The following is a 20,365-nucleotide window of genomic DNA, read 5'->3' as shown; positions in this document are numbered from 1 at the left end:
CGCCGTGTCCAACCTCCTCACCAAGTGCTGCCTCGTCGGCGAGTCGGTCGCCGGCGACCCCACGCACTTCATGATCGAGCGGGCGCTGGAGCAGATGGGGCTCGACTGGCGGTTCCTCTCTTTCCAGCCGCTGCCCGAGCGGCTCGGCGAAGCGCTCACGGGGCTCGACGCGGTCGGCGTGCAGGGCGTGCGGTTGCTGGGCGCGTACGCGGACAAGCCGGCCGGCGTGGCGGCCCGCACCGCGCGGTCGACCCGCACCGGCCGCGTCACGCACCTGACACGCCACGAGGGCCGCCTCCAGGGGGACGACGCCACCGGCCCCGCCCTGGTCGAGGCGCTCGCCCCCCGCGGCGAGCCGGCGGGCAAGCGGGTCGTGGTGCTCGGCGCCGGCGGCGCGGCGCCGTCGGTCGTCGACGTGCTCGTCGAGCACGGCGCGGCGATGGTCGGCGTGGCCGACCCGTCGAGCGACCGGGCCGCCGCCGTGGTGCTCAGCGCCCACAGCAACCGCCCCGAGACCGCCCCGACCGACGCCGCCGCGTGCGACGTGCGCACCCTCGCCTGGGAAGACGAGTGGGTCGAGCTCCCCGACGCGGTCGACTGGCTGGTGTCGACGGCCGCGTGGCCCAAGGCCGACAACCCGCGCGTCGCGCAGCTCGTCGCGCCGGAGCTGGGCGACACGCAGCTCGTGCTCGACCTGGGAATCGGTTCGAGCCGCTCGCCGCTGCTGCTCGCGGCCGAGAGCCGCGGCCGGGTCGCCGTCGACGGCCTGCCGATCCTGGTCGCCGAAACGGCCCTCGCCGTCGAAGCCTGGACCGGCCTGGAGGCCGACCGCACCGTGCTACGCGACGCCGCCGAGGAGTTTCTAGGGCTTTGAGGGGGGGCGAGGGACGAGGGACGGGGGACGAGGGACGGGGGAAGCGGGGAGGCCGGAGCCGAGGGCATAAGCCCTCGGAGCGAACCACCAAACCCCCGCACCCAGCCCCCGCCGCACCAACCACGAACCACTAGCCACTGCCCACCAACCACCAACCAAATTGACCAGCAGCACCCAGCAGCCGCAGCCCAAGTCGCACGTGCGTTTGTCGCCCGGCGCTCCGTTGCCGCTGGGGCTGTTCATCACCGGCACGGGGACCGAGGTCGGCAAGACCCATGTGGCCGCGCTGATCGCGAAGCGCCTCGTGAGCGACGGCGTGCGCGTCGGCGTGTACAAGCCGGCCGCGAGCGGCTGCCGGCGCGAGGGGGGCGTGCTCTTGTCGGACGACGCGCTGGAGCTGTGGCAGGCCGCCGGACGGCCCGAGTCGCTCGAGCTGGTCTGCCCGCAGCGCTTCGAAGCGCCGCTCGCGCCGCCCGTCGCCGCCCACCTGGAGAACCGCCGCGTCGACCCCGAGCTGCTCCGCGCCGGCGCGGCCGCTTGGCGGGGCCGGTGCGACGTGCTGCTGGTCGAGGGCGCCGGGGGGCTGATGTCGCCGCTGTCGGACGACGACTACAACGCCGACCTGGCGATCGACCTGGGCTACCCGCTGGTGGTCGTGGCGGCGAACCGCCTGGGCGTGATCAACGACACGCTGCAGACGGTCATCACCGCCAGCGTGATCGACTCGCTGCGGCCGGGGCGCGAGCTGCGGGTGGCCGGCGTGGTGCTGAACGACGCCACGCCGGCGGCCGACCAGAGCCGCTCCACCAACGCCGAAGAGCTCCGCCGCCGCCTCGGCCCGCCGCTGCTGGCGTGCGTCGCCTGGCAAGGCGGCCTCGACCGCGAAGTCGACTGGGGCCGCCTGGCGCGGGACAGGCCCCCCGCAGCCGGCTAGCTATTCGGCCAGGCGGAGGACACCGCGGGCCCGGGGGGTCAGCGGATCCCAGCGTCCTCGATCTCGTCGAGCGCCACGTAAGCCGCGGCGATGCCCTTCCCGGCCAGCCTCCTCCGCCACGACTCCGCGTCTGGCTTGCCGGGCTTGAGGGCGTGCAGGTACAGCCAGAGGGAGACAACGAACCCGACAACTCCCACCACCAGCGAGAGATACAGAGCGTTCGGGTGCAGCACCATGTCGAAACCGAGCGCCACCGCGACCGGGATCCACATCAGCCACCAGACGAACCCGATCAGCACGCCCGCCCGCAAGTAGCCCGACCGCAGGCTGTCGAGTTTGCTGCGGACGTCGGCCACGGGTTGCGAGTAGTCGATCCTCCGGATCCGCGTGCAGACGAGCAGCGACTGAGCGATCACGAGCACGCCGTACACGTGCAAGATCGCCCCGTTCGCGACCCGGTGGGCGACCCCCGTGTTCCGCGCCCAACACTGCGCGCCCAGCACGACCAGCGCGACGCCGACCAGCACCTGCAGCAGCTGGCCACGGAAGAGCGGCCGTAGCGACCGCTCGACACGCTCCATCAGCTGGCGGCGGGTAAGCAGCATCCTGCCGGCCAGTTCTTGCTGCGCCAGGCCCGCCGGCGCGGCGCCGTGGTCGGCCGGGGCGGGCGTCTGGTAGTCGACGGTGCGGTCCAGCGAGGGGTCGCCGGTCGATGTGATCGACTGCACGTCGGTCTTCACCTGGCTGACGCGCTGGTAGCGGCGCTCGGGCTCTTTCTCGAGCGTCCGCAGCACGACCTCGTCGAGCCGCACGTCGATCCGTGCTTTAGCCGAAGGGGCCGCGAAACGCCCGATCGGCAGCTCCCCGGTCAGCATCTCGTAAAAGACCACGCCGAGCGAATAGATGTCCGCGCGGTGATCGACGCCGCGGGCGCCCTCGAGTTGTTCGGGCGCCATGTAGCGGGGCGTGCCCATGACCTGGTGCGTCGCGGTGAGCGTGTCGCCCGGGCCCTCGCTCCCGAGCAACCGCGACAGGCCGAAGTCGGCGATCTTCACCGTCCCGTCGACAGAGATCAGGATGTTCTCGGGCTTGATGTCGCGGTGGATGACCCCCTTGTCGTGCGCGTACTGCAGCGCGTCGCAGAGGTGCGGCACGATCGCCAGCGCCTGCTCGGGCGACAGCCTGCCCGCCCGCACGACGTCGCGCAGCGTCGAGCCGTCGACGAACTCCATCAGGAAGTAGTAGTTGTCGTCGGCGTTGCCGAACTCGTAGACAGAAACGATGTTCGGGTGGCTCAGCCGGGCCAGCGTGCGGGCTTCCCGCGCGAAGCGCAGAGCGAACTTCACGTCGTGGTCGAACTCCGAGGGGAGGACCTTCAGCGCGACCAAGCGGTCGAGCCCCGGTTGCCGCGCCTTGTAGACGGCCCCCATCCCCCCCGCGCCGACCAGCTCGATGATCTCTAGCGAAGGGAAGAGCTCCGCCAGCCGCCCCACGGTCGGCGGCTCGAAGCCCCGCGCCGGCTCGGGCGCGGCGCCGAGGGCGTCGTCGATTGCTTCGGTGGCGTGCGGGAACCGATCGAGGTACTCCCGCTTGGCGGGCGCCTCGCCGCGGCGCCGGCGGTAGTCGACCTCCAGCACCACCAGCTCCGCCAGCAGCACGTTTCGCTCCGGCGGGGAGAGGTCTCCCGGGAGTACCGCTTCGATCGTCGGCGGCTGGTCGGACTGCCACCTCCGCTCGAAGTCGGCGCACACGTCATCGATGCGCTCCAGGACCTCGATCGGCAGTCGTTTCTGGCGGATGCTCATCGGGCTGGACCAACTCCTGCTGGTATTTCTCTCGGATCAGGTGCAGACGACGCTCGATCGTCCGCTCGGAGCAACCCGAGCGCCGGGCGATCTCGGCGTTCGTGTACCCCTCTAACTTGGCTCCCGCTAAATCCGCGAGTGGCCCGACACCCAAATGAGAAAAAAGCTGCTCCACGGACTCCTGCATCATCAGGACCATCTCCGGCGAGGGCTCGTCGCCGATCGCTTCGAGGACGGGCCCGTCGCCGTCGGAGTGGTCGAGCGAGCGGGGCGCGACGCCGCCGCCGCGCCGTTGCCGCAGGTCACGCCGACGCTTGTCGATCACCTTCCGGCCGGCCATCCGCAGGAGCAGCCGCCACAGATCGTCGCGATCGGACAGGTCCGGAAACCTCCCCTTCTCGGCCGCGTCGTAGAAGCTGTCGAACACGCTCAGGACGATGTCCTCCTCGTCCGAAACGGCCCGGTTCTGCCCCCGCAAACGGGCCCGAACGGACCCCACCAAGCGGGCGAAGTAGAGCTCCCAGATCCGATCCGCGGCGGCCGAATCCCCCGCCTTCACGAGGTCGATCCAGTGGCTGATTCGGGCGCTATCGGGCATGGCGTACGGCCGCACGTTCCGCAGAGGGGGGGTGCGGGACAGCATGCGCCGGCGGCGAAGGAACCACAACCGCGGCCACCGCAGCACGAGGCCACCGGGGCGAGCGGCGCCGACGCGGGTTAGCGAGCGCCGAAATCTGCCGAGGTGGGTCGCACCGCGGCGGCTTTAGTCGGTCAGGACCGCGCCGAGGGGATGTCCTCCGACGCGACTTCGGCAGCCACCGTATCCTCAACGGGCGACGCTTCGCAGGCCTCACGGCGGTTTCAGCCCTTGGCTGCCGCGTTTCCGGCAGCGAGACATCCGCCACCTGGGCCGCGCTGGTTTCTCTAACTTTCCGGGCAGTCCGTTATCGAACGGCGCGCTCGGCGTGGTAGAACCCTCACTGCCACGATGCCTTTTCTCCTTGTCAAGCCGCAGTCTGAGGCCCTGTGGGGTTCGAAGAAGCTCGCTGCTATCCCCGTCTCTTCTTCACTGATAAAGGTTCGACTCATGACGACACACCGCTGCGCGGCTTCTCTGGCTGCATTCACCCTGATGTTGGCGGCGACGACCGCCTACAGCCAGATCGACCTCACCACGAACGGCGGCTTCGAAACGGGCGATACGAGCGGATGGGAGTCGTTCCCGACCGCGACCTCGACGTTCAATATCACCTCGGACGCTAGCGAGGGCGTATGGGCCGCCGAGCTGTTTAACAACGATCCCGCCTCGGCGGCGGTTATCAAGCAGGCCAACGTTGGCATCGGCGTTGTCAGCCCGGGGCAAGAGGTATCGATCTCGTTTGACGCGAAAGGCTCGTTTGCCGAAGGCGGCGTCTCGTTCGCTGAGTTCTTCTCCGAAATCGACGGCGGCGGCACCTCGGCGGCCGAGATCCTGTCGGGCGCTCCGCTGGCGTTGACGGACACTTACCAGAGCTTCAGCTTCTCGGCGCTTGCGGGGCCCGACGTGTCGGGCGGCGTGACGCTACAGCTCACTGCGACCACCGGCGCCGCGACGGGCAGCACCGCGGTGCTGTTCATCGACAACGTCTCGGTATCGGTGATCCCCGAACCGACGACGCTCGGGCTGATTGGCGTGGCTGGCCTGATCGTGGCCGCGCGCCGTCGCCGCTGAGCGGTCGTTTGCCCTCTGCGGCGTTTCCGCTTTGGCCTCCCGCACTGGCGTGCTCCGGTCTCCGGGGCGCGCCAGCTTGGGCCCCAAGCCGCGTCTAGCGTCTTGGCCCAGCGGGGCGGGGACACCACCATGCGCGTAAGCGAGTAGCCCCGACAGCCGCGGGCGGCAGAGTCAGCCAGCCGTTTCATTCACCCGAGCGATTGTCGGGGCCGCTCAGCGGCACGGGGCCACCCGGGCGAGCGGCGCCGACGCGGGTTAGCGAGCGCCGAAATCTGCCGAGGTGGGTCGCACCGCGGCGGCTTTAGCTGGTCAGGACCGCGCCGAGGTGATGTCCACCGACGGCAGATTCGGAACGGCCGACTGGACTCAGATGCCGCCCCGCGCCAGTGCGGCGGCGCCCCCGCCGAGGGAAGACCTCAGCGACTCACCTGAGGGCGTAAGTCCGAGCGGCTGGTCCAGCCGGTGTCGCTAGGGAGTTGCCCGAACTGCACGAGGTGTCCCTGCCGGAGAGAGACCGCTACTGCGAACGGCGGCGGTAACCGGGCCGCCGCCAAGCAACTATGAACTCAATTCCCGCGTCATCGGCGGCTCCGGTTCACCGCTTGGTTAGGTGACAGCCCCTAGGATCTCCCGGGGGTGGATCACTGATTCCTAATTTCCGGTGGGAATCGGAATCTTGACGCCCTCCTTCTCAAGCTGCTCGCGGATGTGCAGGAAACGGAAATAGGAGCTCAGCGTGATCGGGCCCGAGTAGGCTGCACTCTGCATCGGCCGAGGCGGGTACTTCACGTAGGTTTCCATCTTCTTCTTAATCGCCTCGCTGATCGTCACCAGTGTCCAGGTCCGCTCTGTGTAGTTGTTCATGAAGATGTCGTAGCGCTCCTGCGGGTCTTGCCAGAGGTCGAAGACCTGTGGCACGGTGGCGACATACGCCTCCGGACCCTTCCACCCAAGGTTGGTATCCACGGCGAGTCCTCCAGTTGGCTGGCCATTGTCGCCGCGCAGGTTGAATGCAGCCTTGTAGTTGCCAACACGTGCGGCGCCAGGCGTCAGCTCATTCTCGGTGAAGTAGAACCACTCGTTCCGGTCACTTTTGCCGGTACCGAACAGGACTGGCGACATGTCGTAGCTGTCGAAAATAATGGGTTTACCCTCGCGGTCTTTTTCGGGCAGCTCCACACCGGCAACGGAGGCGAACGTGGCCATCAGGTCGAGGCCGCCCAGGATGTCGTGGTTTTTCGCGCCGGCCTTGATCTTGCCCGGCATCCAGGCAATCGCAGGCACCCGGTTGCCACCCTCACGCACTGTGCCCTTGGTGCCGCGGAACGGCGTGTAACCGGCGTCCGGGTAGACGTCCTGCCAAGCACCATTGTCGGTGGTGTAGAAGACCATCGTATTCTTGTCGAGTCCGAGCTCCCGCACCTTGTCCATGATCCGCCCGATTCTGGAGTCCAGCTCCACGACCGAATCCGCATACTTGCTCTTCGAAAGAGATTTGTGTTCGTAGTCAGGGTGCGGCATGTTCGGCTGGTGAACCTTCATGAAGTTGATGCTCATGAAGAACGGAGTCTTCGACTTCGATGCCTTGTCGAGATAGTCGATGGACGCCTTCTCCACATAGCCGTCGAAAAACGGAATCCCAACGACCCCATTCGGGTAGTCAGCCGTACTGGCATCGGGCGTATCGACGTACTGGCCGTTGATCGCGAATTCTTCAACCGGCTTCTCGCCTACCTTACCTGACAAGGCACCCTTGGTCACTTTCTTGAACATGGCACGCAACTCCGGACTCATGTCGGGGAACCATGTCGGATCGGCATAGGTATAGGCGTTGAGGTGGTAGAGGCCGGCGTACTTCATCTCGTCGTAGCCCTGGGCGTTGGGCAGCGCATAGTCGTCCTCGCCGAGGTGCCACTTGCCGGTGAAGAAGGTGTTGTAGCCCGCGGTCTTCAGTACCGCGGCTAGAGTCCACTCGGCGGCGGGCAGTCCGCCGCCCTGCCCCTGAAAGGCCACGGTGGTCATGCCGCTGCGGTTCGGGATACGGCCGGTCTGCATCGCCGCCCGGCCGGGTGTGCAGCTTGGCTGAGCGTAGAACGAAAAAAAAGTCGTCCCTTCTCTAGCCAAACGGTCGATATTCGGCGTAGGCATGCCGCGCCCTTCACCACCACCATAGGGGCCGAGATCGCCATAGCCGGTGTCGTCGGAGACGATGAGTATGACGTTGGGTTTGCTCTCCTGGGCCGTGGCTAGCATGCCGGGTAAAACGGTCAGGACAAATAGCAGGCTGAAAAATTGTCTCATGTGTTTCTCCTCTCGAAAGTTCTTCGTGTAAATTAGCACGACTCGACGATCGCCACCTAACGTCACGCGTCACCCGGCACGCGCGGAAGATTCTCAAGTTCAAAACCGCCCGACTCGCGTGCTCGGGTGCACGCGATTGTTCGCCAGGGCTTCGAGAGTTAGTCGATAGGTTCGGTGGCGTCAGGAACTGGTTTGCCGCTGGCGTCATAGTATACCGGCTTGCCGGCGTTGCCGTACATGTTCACGTCCGGCATGTATTCGTACGTGTATTTGCTACGGATGGTCCCGTCTTGTCGCAAGTAATACCCAACGCCACCTGTCGCCTTGTCGTAGGTCTCGGTCGCAAGTTCCCGGCCATCAGGTGTGAACCAAGTTGAGCGGTAGATTAAACCGCGGAAGTACCACTCCCGAATCATCAGCGATCCGTCGTCGTAGTGATACTCTGCGACGCCAGTCCCGCGCGGAAAACCGTTTTCGTTTTTGTGATACGTTCCCGGTATTGCGTCCCAGTAGGAGTAGGCCGCAATCGCGAATGCGACAAGCGTGACGAGAACGATAAGCGTCCTGAGTCGGTATCTCACGGCAGCGAGCGGATGCATGCGGAGGTGTCAATCAGCTTGATCGGCGAACTTGTTTATAGGGTGACCAACGTAACACCTGTAGACGGCAAGGTTGTCAACCTAACGCGCAGTACGTCGATCCTCGTAAGTGGTTGCCTAGTCTCTATTTGCGTCCAAATCGCGATTGCCGCGGCGTGATAGGATGTTTCCGTCTATCGCTCCTCTGGTCCGGGCGCCAGGCCGTCTGCCGGGCTGCGGACTCCACGGCCGCCTCGATTTAGGACATGCGTATAGATCATGGTCGTGCGAACGTCCTTGTGGCCCAGCAGCTCTTGCACCGTCCGGATGTCGTAGCCGTCGGCCAGCAGGTGGGTGGCAAACGAGTGGCGGAACGTGTGGCTCGTGACTCGCTTCGTGAGACCTGCCTGCCTCACCGCGGTCTTCAGCGACCGCGAAAACAACGATTCGTCGATGTGATGACGGCCCTGCTCACCGGTCTTGGCGTTTCGCCAGCGGCGTTCCTGTGGGAACACGAACTGCCAGCACCACTCGCGGTTGGCGTTTGGGTACTTGCGGACCAGCGCGTGGGGCAGGTCCACGCGGCCGTAGCCATCGGCTACGTCTTGCTGGTGGATCGACTTGACTTGCTCCAGATGTTCCTGCAGAGGACGCGCGGTTGCGCGCGGCATAGTCGTCACGCGATCCTTGTCTCCTTTCCCCTCGCGAACGGTAATCTCGCCACGCTCGAAGTCCAAATCCTTGACCCGCAGGCGGAGTGCTTCGAGCAGACGCAGCCCGCCCCCGTAGAGGAGCATGGCGACCAGCCACTTCACCCCAGCCAAGTGCGGCATCACTCGCGAGACTTCATCGACCGTCAAGACGACGGGCAATCGCTTGGGCCGCCGGGCACGAACAACGCCTTCGATGCGGTCGAGCGGTTGCTGCAGGACATGCTCGTAGAGAAAGAGAATCGCCGAGAGCGCCTGATTCTGCGTCGACGCAGCGACATGCTCTTCGACAGCCAGGTGAGTCAGGAAACGGTTGACCTCGTCTTCGGCAAGTTCGCGGGGATGGCGCCGATCGTGAAAGCCGATGTATCTGCGGACCCAGTGGACGTAGGCTTCTTCCGTTCGCCGGCTGTAGTGCCGAACGCGTAGCACTTCGACCATGTGGTCATGGAGCCGGGGCGTCAGCTTGTCGGTGAACAAACCAAGCGGTGAGCGGCGTTGCTGCGACGAGTTGGTCACGGCCAAGTCCCATGAGAAACACAGCTAGCACCGAAAATTAGAGCCGCGAGGAGTGGCGGAATCAAGCAACGCCGGTCGATGCGATGAATCAGGCAATCGAGGAAACCGACGCACATTTCGCCAGTTCCTTCGAGCAGGCGGATGCCTCGGCCGACAGAACTTTAAACCGGACCAAACCTGCATCGGTGGACATCACCTCGGCAGGAATGCAGCCGGACGAAGCCGCCGACTGACTCTCCTTCGAACCGTCGTAGCTCGCCGCCAAAGCCGGCGCAGAGCGGGAATCCCGCCGTGGCCAAAACACGCTGGGAAAGGCCTCGCTTGGGCGACAATGCCGGGTTCGTTGCGGCTTGAGCAGGGCCGACGCCGCGTCGAACGCCGCAGGCGCGTTGCGCGAAACGACGCCGTTTCGTTACACCCAGGGCAGCGCGTAACGCTTCGCTAAGCCGTTGCCGGGCAGGCGCTTAACGCCGTTTTGGACACGATCAAGCGTGACACAGCGTTCGCCAGCGTGTCGCGTTTGTAACGAATCAGCGCGGATCGACAGCCGCAATTTCTTCCCAAGCCGAAGGCGCCGCCGCGCGGGCGAAAGAGCCCCTATGACCTAGCCCGAACGACCAAGCCCGCACGACCAAGGGCGCCAGCTCAACTTCACGGACCACGGACCACGGACCCCAAGCCACAAGCCACAGGCCACAGGCCACAGGCCCCTAGCCACTGACAACTGGCCACCGACCAGTTACACGCTCGCCATCTCGCCGGCGTGCTCTACTGCGCGGCCTTCGGCGACCGACGTGTCGCAGGTGAGCCGCAGCGTGACGCTCCAGCGGCCGTGCGCGTCGCCTTGCAGGATCCAGCGGGGCTGCACGGTGACCGACTGGTTGACCAGCTCGAAGCCCCCCTCGCTCTGGCTCACGGTAGAGATCGGATAGGTCCAGTACGAGGTGGGCCGGTCCGCGTCGACGCCGATCTCGATCCCTTGCCAGCCGTCGACCAGGCAGACCCGCTCGACGTCGATCAGGTCTTGCGGCTCGCCGAGTTGGCCGATCGACTCGCCGTCGCCGAGGTGGAAGTACCGGTCGTCGGCGCCGGCCGGCAGGCCGGCCAGGTTCAGCTCGGTGCTGAACAGGAGCGGGCGGTCGGTGGGCAGCCGCTCGAGCAGGTAGGCGATCTCGAGCGTGGCGCCGCCGGCGTCGAGCGTGACCCCCTTGTGGATCGTCACGGGGTGGCCGTCGACGTGCCCCTCGCGGGTGAACAGAGCTTGCATGCGCTCCGGCTTGCGGCGGAGCTTGGTCTCGTACTGGGCGCCGACGAAGTCGCCGGCCTCGCGGGCCTCGCTGCGGCGGATCGCGTCGGGGGTGACGTCGAGGTCGTAGAAGTGGTCGGTCAGGCTGCGGCGGGGGCGCTGGTCGTACTGCAGGTGCTCGTCGAGGCCCTCCTGCTTGAAGACCACCCGGTCGTGGATGCTGGCCACGCCGGAGTTGTCGCTGGGGCCGGCGAGGACCTTGCGGTGGTAGGCCTCCTCGCGGCGGGCGAGCGTGGCGCCGAGGTTGAGGCAGATCGAGCGCACGTCGAGCTCGTAGATCTCGGCGCCGTCGGCGGGGGTCATCAACGCGACCAGGCGGTTCGACGCGAGGCGCACGTCTTGGCGGCCGTCGAGGTTGTAGTCGGCCGTGTCGAGCTCGACCCAGTCGGCGTCGCCGAGGCCGCGGCGGCGGCGCTGGTCGAGCAGGTTCTCGGCCGCGATCAGGTGGTTGTAGACCGCGTGCCGCAGGTGCGGCAGGTAGACCCCGCCGAACGCGCCGTGCCAGTAGCTGCAGTTGCACTGGCCGCGGTACAGCTCGGTGCGGGCAGACAGGAGCGTCTGGTCCGGCTCGCCGTCGTCGCGGCGCGCGTCGTCGGCCTGGGCCTCGGCGAGCTGGCGGCTGACCATCTGCATGCGGGCGTACATGTCGCTGGTTTCGGGGTAGCGGACCTTGAAGTTCCGCCAGAACCCGCCGCGTACGAAGGGGGCCACGGCCTCCCACTGGCCGGCGTCTTGCAGCTGGTGCTGCACGTCGTGGAAGAGGTTTTGCTGATCGGCGGGCAGGGCCCACTCGGTCATTTCGCGGTAGCTGCACTCGGGGATGTAGAGCTTGCCGAGGGGGCCGACCGCGTCGAGCGCCTCGCTGGGGGTGGTGAGCTTGATCCAGTCGGAGTTGGCCTCGAGGGCCTCGAAGAACCGGCGCAGCCAGCCGTGGGTGTACACGTGCGCGTGGGTGTCGGGCCAGGTGCCGAACTTCTCGCCGTCGTCGCCGAACAGGACGATCGCGCCGGGCTGTTTGGCGGCCACGTGGCGGAGGTGGTCGATCGTGGCGTGGGGCTCGGCGAAGGGGATCGTGTAGCGGAGCCGCTCGCTGCCGGGGAACACGCGCAGCAGGCGGGTGTCGTCCTCGGTCAGGTAGTAGCCGTGCAGTTGGTCCTCGGTCCAGCCGGCGTTCTTGAAGTGGAAGTCGTCGAGGATCGTGTACTCCATCCCCGCGTCGACCAGGTCGCGCGTGAGCGACTGCTCCCACACACGCTCGGGCATCCACATGCCGCGGACCCGCGCGCCGAGGCGGTCGGTCAGCCACTTCGAGTACGCGCGGATCTGGCCGACCCGGTCGCGCGAGGGGATCATCGTCAGGATCGGCTCGAAGAACGGCCCGCCGAGGATCTCGATCCGCCCCTCGCTCACCAGCCGCGCCAAGCGGTGCAGGTACTCCGGCCGGTGGCGCTCGAGCCACTCGATCAGCGAGCCGCTGGTGTGCAGGCCGATCTGGATGCCGCGGAACTCCTCGAACACGTCGAGGAACGGCAGGTAGCTCTCTTGGTACGCCTGCTCGAACACCCCGTCGAAGTTGCCGATCGGTTGGTGATTGTGCAGGACCAGCACAAGCCTTAGCGGTTGGCTCATCAGAATCGCTTCGAAGCAGAAGGGCGGGGGAGGGCGGGGGCGAGTCGCGAGCACGCAGCGCCGGCCCGGGGGGGGCCGAGGGCTGGCCGCTAGGTTTCACCGCGATCCTAGCGAAAGACGCCGCAACCCGTCCACGCGTCAAACGCGACAGGGCCGCGGAATCCGGCAAGCTCGGCGCCGGGCATCCCCGACGACCGCGGTGCTTTGCCTAGCTGTTGTATCTTCGGCGACCGGCCGGGTCGCCTTTGGGGCGGTCTGGCGAGTTCAACGCTTCGGCGAGCGCGGCGGCCGCGGTTTCCGGATCGACCGAATTGACCCAAACCCCGGTGGCGATCTCAAACCCGGCAGCCAGCCCGCGTCGCGGCAGCACCTCGAGCCACCACGGCGACGAATCGTACGCACGCGGCGGCGCCTGCAGCACCAGATTCAACGCCGGCGCGGCGGCCAGCCCCGTCGCGACTCCCGCGACCCGGCGGACCAGCCCGCCGACCCGCGCGGCTGCTAGCGGGTCGGCCGCGACCTCTCCCACGGTCGGGCCCCCCGCCGCGGGCGCGATCCAGGCCTCGTAGGCGACCCGCGGCGCCGGCGGGGCGATCACACGCAGGCCGTCGGCCTCGTAGACGCTCGCGCCGCCGGCCAGGCCGCCAGCAGCCACGCGGCGCCACATCGCTTCGACCTGCGCCGGGGTGCTCCGCAGAGCGACCACCTGGCTGTGCACGTGCTCGAGCGTCGCGCCGGCCAGCGGGCCCTCGTTCTTGAAGACGAGGCCGTAGTCGAGCCCTTCCGCCTGCAAGGCGGCGAGCCGGCCGAACCAGGCGGCGGCGGCCGAGTGGGTCTCTTCGTCGGTCAGGTCGACGAGCCGCCGCACGTGGCGGGGCGACTCGACGACGACCTCATGGGCGCCGCCGTCGGCCTCGACGATCGGGTACAGGTTGTCGACCACGCGGGTCAGCCAGCCGCCGCGGCCCCCAGCGATCCGCAGCCGCTCCGCGGGGGTGTCTTGCTCTGCGCCGGCGCAGAAGGGACACCTCGTTGGCGGCCCGCGGGGATCGTCGAAGTCGCTCGGCCGCTGGACCCGGCCGGCGGCCAAGCGGACGGTTCGGTCGGTCAGCGGGTCGTGCCGCCAGAGCAAGAGAGAGATCCTCGTTGGCCCCCGGTCAACGACCGGGGGCTGATTTATCAAGCCGTGGCTGTGGGCGGACCTGCCAATGGCCGTGGCGAGAACATCAGCGACCGCTAGCCAGCGCCGGCTCGCCCTTCTTGGCGCGGGCGAGGGTCTGCTCGTAGAGGTCCGCGTACTGCCGCGCGCTGCGGTCCCAGGACCAGTCTTGCCGCATGCCGGTCTCGACGAGCTGGCGCCACACCGGCTCGCTGCGGTAGGCCCGCACCGCGCGGTCGATCGCCATCGACAACGCGTAGGCCGACGCGTCGGCGAACGAGAAGCCGTTGGCCGTTCCGTCGGCGAGCGTCGCCTCGGACGTGTTGGTGATCGTGTCGGCCAGGCCGCCGGTCTCGCGCACGATCGGCACGGCGCCGTAGCGCAGGCTGTACATCTGGTTCAGGCCGCAGGGCTCGTAGCGGCTGGGCATCAGGAACATGTCGGCGCCGGCCTCGATGCGGTGGGCGAGCTCGTTCGAGAAGCCGACCCGCACCGCCACCCGCTCCGGGTGCTCCGCCGCCAGTCGCAGCATCATCTGCTCGTAGCGCGGCTCGCCCGTGCCGAGCAGCACCCACTGCGCGTCGACCTGCTCGGCCAGGCGGGGCATCACCTCGGCGATGAGGTCGAAGCCCTTCTGGTCGGCCAGCCGGCCGATGTTGGCCAGCAGCGGCACGTCGCGCCGCAGCGGCAGGCCGACCTCGGCTTGCAACGCGCGCTTGCAGGTGCCCTTGCCCTCTTGCCAGTTGTCGACCGTGTAGTTGGCGACCAGGTTGGGGTCGTCCGCCGGGTCCCACGCGGAGTAGTCCACGCCGTTGAGCACCCCCACGAGGTCGTCGCGCCGGTGCCGCAAGATGCCTTCCAGGCCGCAGCTCATCGGCGGGTCGAGGATCTCTTCGGCGTAGCGGGGGCTGACGGTGCTGATCATGTCGGCGCGGGTCAGCGCGGCCTTCATGAAGTTCAGCCGGCCGTAGAACTCGACCTCCTGCCAGTTGAAGTGCTCCCACCCCAAGCCCGTGAGCTCCATGTCCCAGTGCCAGAAGCTGCCCTGGTAAGCGAGGTTGTGGATCGTGAACAGGGTCGCCACGTCGGCCAGCTCGGGCCGGTCGGCGTACAGGGTCCGCAGGTAAACCGGCAGGAGGCCGGATTGCCAGTCGTGGCAGTGCAGCACCTGCGTGCCGAGGTCGAGCCTGCCGATCGCTTCGAGCACCGCCCGCGCGAAGAAGACGAACCGCTCGCAGTTGTCGACGTAGTCGCCGTCGGGCTCGCGGTACAGCTCGGGGCGGTTGTAGTAGCCGTGCTGCTCGACCAGGTAGACCGGCACGTCGGAGCCGGGCAGCGAGCTGCGCAGCAGCTCGCCCATGACCTTCTTGCGGCCGATGGGGACCTCCAGCCGCACGCCGGTCTCCTCGATCGCCTGCCCCGAGTTCATCGCTTGGCGGAACGCGGGCAGGATCAGCGTGGGCCGCACGCCGATCGCCGAGAGGGCCTTCGGCAACGCGCCGCACACGTCGCCCAGGCCGCCCGTCTTGCTGAAGGGGAGGGCCTCGGTGGTCGCGAAGAGAACGTTCACAAGCGCGTCGCGGTCGGGGGATGGCGCGGACAGAGGGCCTCAGACGACCGTTTCGACCCAGCCGCCAGATTTTATCCAGTCGATCTGGCCCGCCAAACCGCCCCGCGAGCCGCCGCGCACGCGCACGGGCGATGCAGCCCACACAGAGCGATCGCGCGATTCCTCGACGCGGCCGGACAATCCGCCCAACCCGCGCGGCGCCACTCGGCGGGGCGCCCCCTCAGGCCTCGCGCTGCGCCTCGGCGATGGCTTGGCACAAGCGGTCGACGTTGTCCGGGTCGATCCCCGCCACGTTGATGCGGCCCGAGCCGACGATGTAGATCGATCGCTTCTCGCGGAGGAAGTCGACCTGCGGCCTCGTCAGGCCGCTGAACGAGAACATGCCGCGTTGCCGCCGGATGAACGAGAAGTCGCCCTCGGCGCGGTGCTCGGCCAGCTTCGCTACGAGCAGGCTCCGCATGCCGTTGATGCGGTCGCGCATGGCGGCGACCTCGGCGTCCCACAGGCCGGCCAGCTCGGGGTCGTCGAGGATCGTGCTCACCAGCGCGGCGCCGTGCGCCGGCGGGTTGGAGTAGTTGGTGCGGATGACCCGCTTCATCTGGCTGGCGACCCGACCGCAGGTCTCGGCGTCGGCGGCGACGAACGTCACGGCCCCGACGCGTTCGCGGTACAAGCCGAAGTTCTTGCTGAACGAGCTGCACACGATCAGCTCCGCGCCGGGGCGGCAGAACTCGCGGAGGCCGGCCGCGTCTTGCTCGACGCCGTCGCCGAAGCCCTGGTACGCGAAGTCGAGCACCGGCAGCACGCCCCGCTCGCTCAGCAGGTCGGCGAGGCGGCGCCACTGGTCGGGCGTGGGGTCGATGCCGCTCGGGTTGTGGCAGCAGCCGTGCAGCAGGACCGCGTCGCCGGCCGGCACGCCGGCGAGCGTGTCGAGCATCGCCTCGAAGGCCAGGCCGTTGGTCTTCGGGTCGAAGTACGGGTACGAGCGGGTCGGCACGCCGGCCGCCGCGAAGATCGCCGGGTGGTTGGCCCAGGTCGGGTCGGACAGCCAAAGCGTGGCGCCAGGCAGGTTCTGCTTGAGGAAGTCGCCCGCCACACGCAACGCGCCGGTGCCGCCGGGCGTGTGCGCGGTGACCGCGCGGCCCTCGGCGATGGCCTCGCTCCCCTCGCCGAACAACAACCGCTGCACCGCGGCCGCGTACTCCGGCGCGCCGGGGATCGGCAGGTACGACTTGGTCTTCTCGGTGGCGACGACCCGCCGCGTCGCTTCGGCGACGGACTCCAAGACCGGCGTCACGCCGTGTTCGTCTTGGTACACGCCGACCCCGAGGTTGATCTTCTCCGGGTTGGGGTCCGCTTTGAACGCGTCGGTCAGGCCGAGGATCGGATCGACAGGCGCGGCTTCGATTGACTGGAACATAGCAGCGACTCGGGTTGCGGAAGCGGCGAGCACCAAGCGAAGCGGGCCGCGTCAGAGCCCAGGGGCGCCAGCCCGCCGGGCGCCGACGCCCCATCGATTGACCTCGGCGGCGGCGCTGCCGAGGATCGGTCAATCTAGTTCCGCCCGCGGCGAGTCGGTAGCGGTCCCCCGCGTTACCCGGTGAACGGCCCCATGACAGACAGCAAGACAGGCGTTTGGTTCGTCGGCGCGCGGGGGTCGGTCGCCACGACGGCCACCGTCGGCCTGGCGGCCCTCGTCCGGGGCGAGGCGCCCCCCATCGGCCTGGTGACCGAGTCGCTCGGCGAAGGGGCTTTCGCGGCCTGGGACCGGCTCGTCGTCGGCGGGCACGACATCCGGGGCGGCTCGCTGGCCGATTCGGCGGCCGAGCTCGAAAGGGGCCGCGTGCTCCCGCCGGGCTACGCGGAGCGGTTCGCCGACGAGCTGGCCGACGCCGACGCGCGGATCCGGCCCGGCGTGACGCTCGGCAGCGGCGCGGCGATCGAGCGCCTCGGCGAGCGGGGATGGGTCGAGCCTTGCGACACGCCCGCCGAAGCGGTCCGGCGGGTCGCGGCCGACCTGGCCGCGTTCCGCGAGGCGACCGCCGTGGAGCGGCTGGTGGTGGTGCTGCTCGGCTCGACCGAGCCGCCCGTCGACCGCGACACGTTGCCCCCGCGGTGGGAAGAGCTCTCGGCGACGCTCGGCGACCCGGCCCGCTGCCCGCTGCGGCCCAGCTCGCTGTACGCGATCGGCGCGATCGAGGCCGGCGCGGCGGTGGTGAACTTCACGCCGTCGCTCGGCGCGGGCTGCCCGGCGATCGACGAGCTGGCCCGCCGCCGCGGCGTGCCCCACGCGGGCGCCGACGGCAAGACCGGCGAGACCCTCCTCAAGGCGACCCTCGCCCCGATGTTCGCCGCCCGCAACCTGAAGGTCGATAGCTGGGTCGGCCACAACCTGCTGGGCAACCGCGACGGCGCGATCCTGGCCGACGCCCAGAACAAGCAGGCCAAGGTCGAATCGAAGGAGCGGCTGCTCGCCGAGCTGCTGGGCTACGCGCCGCAGAGCCTCGTGTCGATCGAGCCGATCGAGAGCCTCGGCGACTGGAAGACCGCTTGGGACCACATCCACTTCCGGGGGTTCTTGGGCGTGCCGATGACCCTGCAGTTCACCTGGCAAGGGAGCGACTCGGCGCTGGCGGCGCCGCTCGTGCTCGACCTCGCGCGGCTGGCCGACCTGGCCTTGCGCCGCGGCGAGTCTGGCGCGCTGGGGGAGCTGGCGGCGTTCTTCAAGAGCCCGGTAGGCGACCGGCCGCCGCACGCTCTGGCCGACCAGATGCGGGTGCTCAAGGAGTGGCTCGCGGGGGGTAGGCCTGAGGCCTGAGGCCTGAGGAAGAGGGAAGAGGGAAGAGGCGGCTTTGGCTCACGGTTCACGCCCGCCTTCATTGCAAGAAATGCTGCAATCGGTATTGACGCCGCGCGCTGGCAATTGATTGAATCCGCACAAGCCTGGCGGTTTGCGTTCGCGAAACGTTTCGCGGGGCCCGCCTAAACAAGGAAGACGCCGCTGCTTTTTCAATCTGAAGCGCCCGGAGGGCGCGGCGTAACAACCCACCGGGCGCCGCCAGGGAAGGGAGTCATTCAAGCAATGGCCGCTCCGAAGAAGACCGCGAAGAAGCGTGTCGCCAAGAAGGCGACGACCAAGAAGACCGCGACCAAGTCGACCAAGAAGAAGGCGGCCACCAAGAAGGCCGCCAAGAAGTCGACCGCCAAAAAGGCGGTGAAGAAGTCGACGAAGAAGAAGGCCGCTAAGAAGTCGACGGCCAAGAAGGCGGTGAAGAAGTCGACCAAGAAGAAGGCCGCGAAGAAGTCGCCCGCCAAGGGGACGACCAAGCGCGCCGCGAAGAAGTGATCCGCGCCGGCGCCCTCGCGCCGGCTAGCTCGACAAGCAACGCCGCGAGGCCGGTCGCCCCACTGGGGGTGTCGGCCGTCGGGTGTCCTTTTCGCTGCTTTTCGAGCCGGTCGGGGCCTTGCCGTACGGGTCCCGACCGGCTCTTTTGTTGCGTGGGCGCACGATTTGCATTTGCCTCCGGGGTTGCCGGGGGTTATGGTTTTCACAGATTCTATGTCGGCAGTCGCTCTCGCGAGCCGCTCCGGGGCGTGATCCGCCCCGGGAGACCCCTCTAGTGACGAGGGCGTCGGGCTACGGTGTGGGCGGCATTCGAGAAAGAAACGACCCACCACCATTCCCGGCCACGCCACGCCCGTTCGCTGGACGGTGCGGGCGCGTCGACGCCGCCGCCGCGGGCGAAGTGATCCCGCCGCGCGTCGTGCTCGCCCACGCCGAGCTTCGCTTGAGATAGCGTGGCGGCCCCCCTCTGTCCGAAGGGCCTCCGTGTCTACTGCTGAACTCGAACAAACCACCCAAGACCAAACGACCACCACCGACGACCTCTCTGGCTCGACCGCTTCGAAGCGGTTCGACGAGCTCGGCCTGTCCGACGAGATGCTCGCCACGCTGGCGGACATCGGCTACGAGACCCCCTCCCCGGTTCAGGCCGGCGTGATCCCGGTCGCGCTCAGCGGGCGCGACGTGCTGGGCCAGGCCCGCACGGGGACCGGCAAGACCGCGTCGTTCGCGATCCCGATCCTCGAGACGATGGACGACCGCGGCAAAGGCGCCGCGCCGCAGGCGATCGTGCTGGTGCCGACGCGTGAGCTGGCCGTCCAAGTGACGGGCGAGTTCCAGCGGCTGGCGGGCCGCAGCAAGATCCGCTGCGTGGCGGTCTACGGCGGCAAGCCGATCAAGTCGCAGATCGGCAAGCTGGAGCGCGGCTGCGACGTGGTGATCGGCACGCCGGGCCGTGTGCTGGACCACCTCAGCCGCCGCACGATCGACCTGCAACAGCTGCGTGTGGTCGTGCTGGACGAGGCCGACCGGATGCTCGACATCGGCTTCCGCCCCGACATCGAGAAGATCCTCCGCCAGTGCCCGAGCGACCGCCAGACGCTGCTGTTGTCGGCGACCGTCGCGCCGGGCGTGCAGCGGCTGGCCGAGCGCTACATGCGCGAACCGGAGATGCTCGACTTCTCGCCGAAGAGCAAGTCGGTCGACACGATCGAGCAGCACTACTTCACGGTCGACGCCGACCGGAAGTTCGAGCTGCTGGGCCGGTTGCTCGACCGCGAGAAGCCCGAGCAGACGATCGTGTTCTGCCGCACCAAACGCGGCTGCGACAAGATCCACCTCCGGCTGAGCAAGAAACGCAAGGGCGTCGGCTGCATCCACGGCGACCTGCCGCAGGGCGCCCGCGACAAGGTCATGAAGGCGTTCCGCGCCGAAGAGATCAGCCTGCTCGTGGCGACCGACGTGGTCGGCCGCGGGATCGACGTCAGCAGCATCTCGCACATCATCAACTACGACATCCCCCAGTCGTCCGACGACTATGTGCACCGCGTGGGCCGCACCGGCCGCATGGGGCGTGACGGGGTCGCGTACACGTTCGTCACCCGCGAAGAGGGCGAGGAGCTGACCCGGATCGAGATGCTCATCAACAAGGTCCTCATCGAGGACAAGATCGAGGGCTTCGAGGCGGCCCGGCCCGTGCAGAAAGCGGCCGCGGCGCCGGTCAAGTTCTTCGGCGCCGGCGTGCAGCAAGACCCGGACCTGCAGGGCGGCGACGCCGCACCCGCCGAAACGCCCGAGGCAGAGCCTCCCAAAAAGAAGCCGGCGCCCTTCGGCCGCCGCGGCCGATCGAAACACCGCCGCGGCCTCTGACAACCCGCGCGGCGCCGCGGCCGAGAGGCCGGCGTCACGCGGCTAGAAAATCTCCAC

16 protein-coding genes are annotated in these 20,365 nt (G+C 68.1%); 7 read left to right on the top strand and 9 right to left on the bottom strand.

What is annotated here, in order from left to right; genetic code table 11:
* Window positions 1-4 precede the first annotated feature (4 nt).
* Both RIC11_RS05310 and bioD read left to right on the top strand, forming a co-directional pair.
* Complete coding sequence (locus tag RIC11_RS05310) at window positions 5-874, top strand: shikimate dehydrogenase family protein (RefSeq protein ID WP_350209076.1); 870 nt, start codon at window positions 5-7, stop codon at window positions 872-874.
* Between the two features lie 160 nt (window positions 875-1,034).
* The gene (gene bioD, locus RIC11_RS05305; protein ID WP_350209074.1) at window positions 1,035-1,808 is read left to right on the top strand and encodes a dethiobiotin synthase; all 774 of its coding nucleotides are present in this window, start codon (window positions 1,035-1,037) and stop codon (window positions 1,806-1,808) included.
* 38 nt (window positions 1,809-1,846) lie between these two features.
* Here the strand turns inward: bioD and RIC11_RS05300 are convergent, their stop codons facing one another.
* Both RIC11_RS05300 and RIC11_RS05295 read right to left on the bottom strand, forming a co-directional pair.
* Window positions 1,847-3,613 carry a serine/threonine-protein kinase gene (locus tag RIC11_RS05300; RefSeq protein ID WP_350209072.1) on the bottom strand — a complete coding sequence of 589 codons (1,767 nt, stop codon included), beginning with the start codon at window positions 3,611-3,613 and terminating at the stop codon, window positions 1,847-1,849.
* Window positions 3,561-4,211, bottom strand: coding sequence for an ECF-type sigma factor (locus RIC11_RS05295; RefSeq protein ID WP_350209070.1), 651 nt, complete (start codon window positions 4,209-4,211; stop codon window positions 3,561-3,563). Before RIC11_RS05295 ends, RIC11_RS05300 begins: the two co-directional genes overlap by 53 nt.
* A gap of 390 nt (window positions 4,212-4,601) precedes the next feature.
* Here RIC11_RS05295 and RIC11_RS05290 point away from each other — a divergent pair, with 390 nt between their 5' ends.
* Window positions 4,602-5,324, top strand: a complete 723-nt coding sequence (locus RIC11_RS05290; protein WP_350209068.1) for a PEP-CTERM sorting domain-containing protein — start codon at window positions 4,602-4,604, stop codon at window positions 5,322-5,324.
* A 651-nt stretch (window positions 5,325-5,975) separates the two neighbouring features.
* Here the strand turns inward: RIC11_RS05290 and RIC11_RS05285 are convergent.
* The 3 genes from RIC11_RS05285 to RIC11_RS05275 form a co-directional block, all read right to left on the bottom strand.
* On the bottom strand, window positions 5,976-7,625 hold the full coding sequence (locus RIC11_RS05285; RefSeq protein WP_350209066.1) for an arylsulfatase: 1,650 nt from the start codon (window positions 7,623-7,625) through the stop codon (window positions 5,976-5,978).
* A 158-nt stretch (window positions 7,626-7,783) separates the two neighbouring features.
* Window positions 7,784-8,206, bottom strand: coding sequence for a hypothetical protein (locus RIC11_RS05280; protein WP_350209064.1), 423 nt, complete (start codon window positions 8,204-8,206; stop codon window positions 7,784-7,786).
* Between the two features lie 191 nt (window positions 8,207-8,397).
* On the bottom strand, window positions 8,398-9,432 hold the full coding sequence (locus tag RIC11_RS05275) for an integron integrase (RefSeq protein ID WP_502879372.1): 1,035 nt from the start codon (window positions 9,430-9,432) through the stop codon (window positions 8,398-8,400).
* An 83-nt stretch (window positions 9,433-9,515) separates the two neighbouring features.
* On the opposite strand from RIC11_RS05275, the gene RIC11_RS05270 reads away from it, so the two are divergent.
* Entirely contained in the window at window positions 9,516-9,665 is a 150-nt protein-coding gene (locus RIC11_RS05270; RefSeq protein ID WP_350209062.1) for a hypothetical protein, read from the top strand.
* A gap of 506 nt (window positions 9,666-10,171) precedes the next feature.
* On the opposite strand, the gene RIC11_RS05265 is transcribed toward RIC11_RS05270, so the two are convergent.
* From RIC11_RS05265 to RIC11_RS05250, 4 genes are all read right to left on the bottom strand, one after another.
* Window positions 10,172-12,367: an alpha-amylase/4-alpha-glucanotransferase domain-containing protein gene (locus tag RIC11_RS05265; RefSeq protein WP_350209060.1), complete on the bottom strand. Its 2,196-nt coding sequence runs from the start codon at window positions 12,365-12,367 to the stop codon at window positions 10,172-10,174.
* 208 nt (window positions 12,368-12,575) lie between these two features.
* Window positions 12,576-13,499 carry a galactose-1-phosphate uridylyltransferase gene (locus RIC11_RS05260; protein ID WP_350209058.1) on the bottom strand — a complete coding sequence of 308 codons (924 nt, stop codon included), beginning with the start codon at window positions 13,497-13,499 and terminating at the stop codon, window positions 12,576-12,578.
* 94 nt (window positions 13,500-13,593) lie between these two features.
* Window positions 13,594-15,096, bottom strand: coding sequence for a glycogen synthase GlgA (glgA, locus tag RIC11_RS05255; protein ID WP_350209056.1), 1,503 nt, complete (start codon window positions 15,094-15,096; stop codon window positions 13,594-13,596).
* A 220-nt stretch (window positions 15,097-15,316) separates the two neighbouring features.
* On the bottom strand, window positions 15,317-16,516 hold the full coding sequence (locus tag RIC11_RS05250; RefSeq protein ID WP_350209054.1) for an amino acid aminotransferase: 1,200 nt from the start codon (window positions 16,514-16,516) through the stop codon (window positions 15,317-15,319).
* 192 nt (window positions 16,517-16,708) lie between these two features.
* Between RIC11_RS05250 and RIC11_RS05245 the strand changes: the two genes are divergently transcribed.
* The 3 genes from RIC11_RS05245 (at window position 16,709) to RIC11_RS05235 (ending at window position 20,308) form a co-directional block, all read left to right on the top strand.
* Window positions 16,709-17,914, top strand: a complete 1,206-nt coding sequence (locus tag RIC11_RS05245; protein WP_350209053.1) for an inositol-3-phosphate synthase — start codon at window positions 16,709-16,711, stop codon at window positions 17,912-17,914.
* 264 nt (window positions 17,915-18,178) lie between these two features.
* Window positions 18,179-18,442, top strand: a complete 264-nt coding sequence (locus RIC11_RS05240) for a hypothetical protein (RefSeq protein WP_350209051.1) — start codon at window positions 18,179-18,181, stop codon at window positions 18,440-18,442.
* Between the two features lie 483 nt (window positions 18,443-18,925).
* Window positions 18,926-20,308, top strand: a complete 1,383-nt coding sequence (locus RIC11_RS05235; protein WP_350209049.1) for a DEAD/DEAH box helicase — start codon at window positions 18,926-18,928, stop codon at window positions 20,306-20,308.
* Window positions 20,309-20,365 lie beyond the last annotated feature (57 nt).

Source organism: Botrimarina sp., from assembly GCF_040219535.1.
GTDB lineage: Bacteria > Planctomycetota > Planctomycetia > Pirellulales > Lacipirellulaceae > Botrimarina.
The sequence above is the reverse complement of the archived record's forward strand: the minus strand, read 5'-3'. Positions and strand labels throughout refer to the sequence as shown.

What these genes read in the sequence shown, in the direction of transcription:
- RIC11_RS05295 (WP_350209070.1), bottom strand. Translation starts at nt 4,211, where the DNA reads ATGCCCGATAGCGCCCGAATCAGCCACTGGATCGACCTCGTGAAGGCG.
- RIC11_RS05285 (WP_350209066.1), bottom strand. Translation starts at nt 7,625, where the DNA reads ATGAGACAATTTTTCAGCCTGCTATTTGTCCTGACCGTTTTACCCGGC.
- RIC11_RS05245 (WP_350209053.1), top strand. Translation starts at nt 16,709, where the DNA reads ATGACAGACAGCAAGACAGGCGTTTGGTTCGTCGGCGCGCGGGGGTCG.
- RIC11_RS05300 (WP_350209072.1), bottom strand. Translation starts at nt 3,613, where the DNA reads ATGAGCATCCGCCAGAAACGACTGCCGATCGAGGTCCTGGAGCGCATC.
- RIC11_RS05290 (WP_350209068.1), top strand. Translation starts at nt 4,602, where the DNA reads ATGCCTTTTCTCCTTGTCAAGCCGCAGTCTGAGGCCCTGTGGGGTTCG.
- RIC11_RS05240 (WP_350209051.1), top strand. Translation starts at nt 18,179, where the DNA reads ATGGCCGCTCCGAAGAAGACCGCGAAGAAGCGTGTCGCCAAGAAGGCG.
- RIC11_RS05250 (WP_350209054.1), bottom strand. Translation starts at nt 16,516, where the DNA reads ATGTTCCAGTCAATCGAAGCCGCGCCTGTCGATCCGATCCTCGGCCTG.
- RIC11_RS05265 (WP_350209060.1), bottom strand. Translation starts at nt 12,367, where the DNA reads ATGAGCCAACCGCTAAGGCTTGTGCTGGTCCTGCACAATCACCAACCG.
- RIC11_RS05270 (WP_350209062.1), top strand. Translation starts at nt 9,516, where the DNA reads ATGAATCAGGCAATCGAGGAAACCGACGCACATTTCGCCAGTTCCTTC.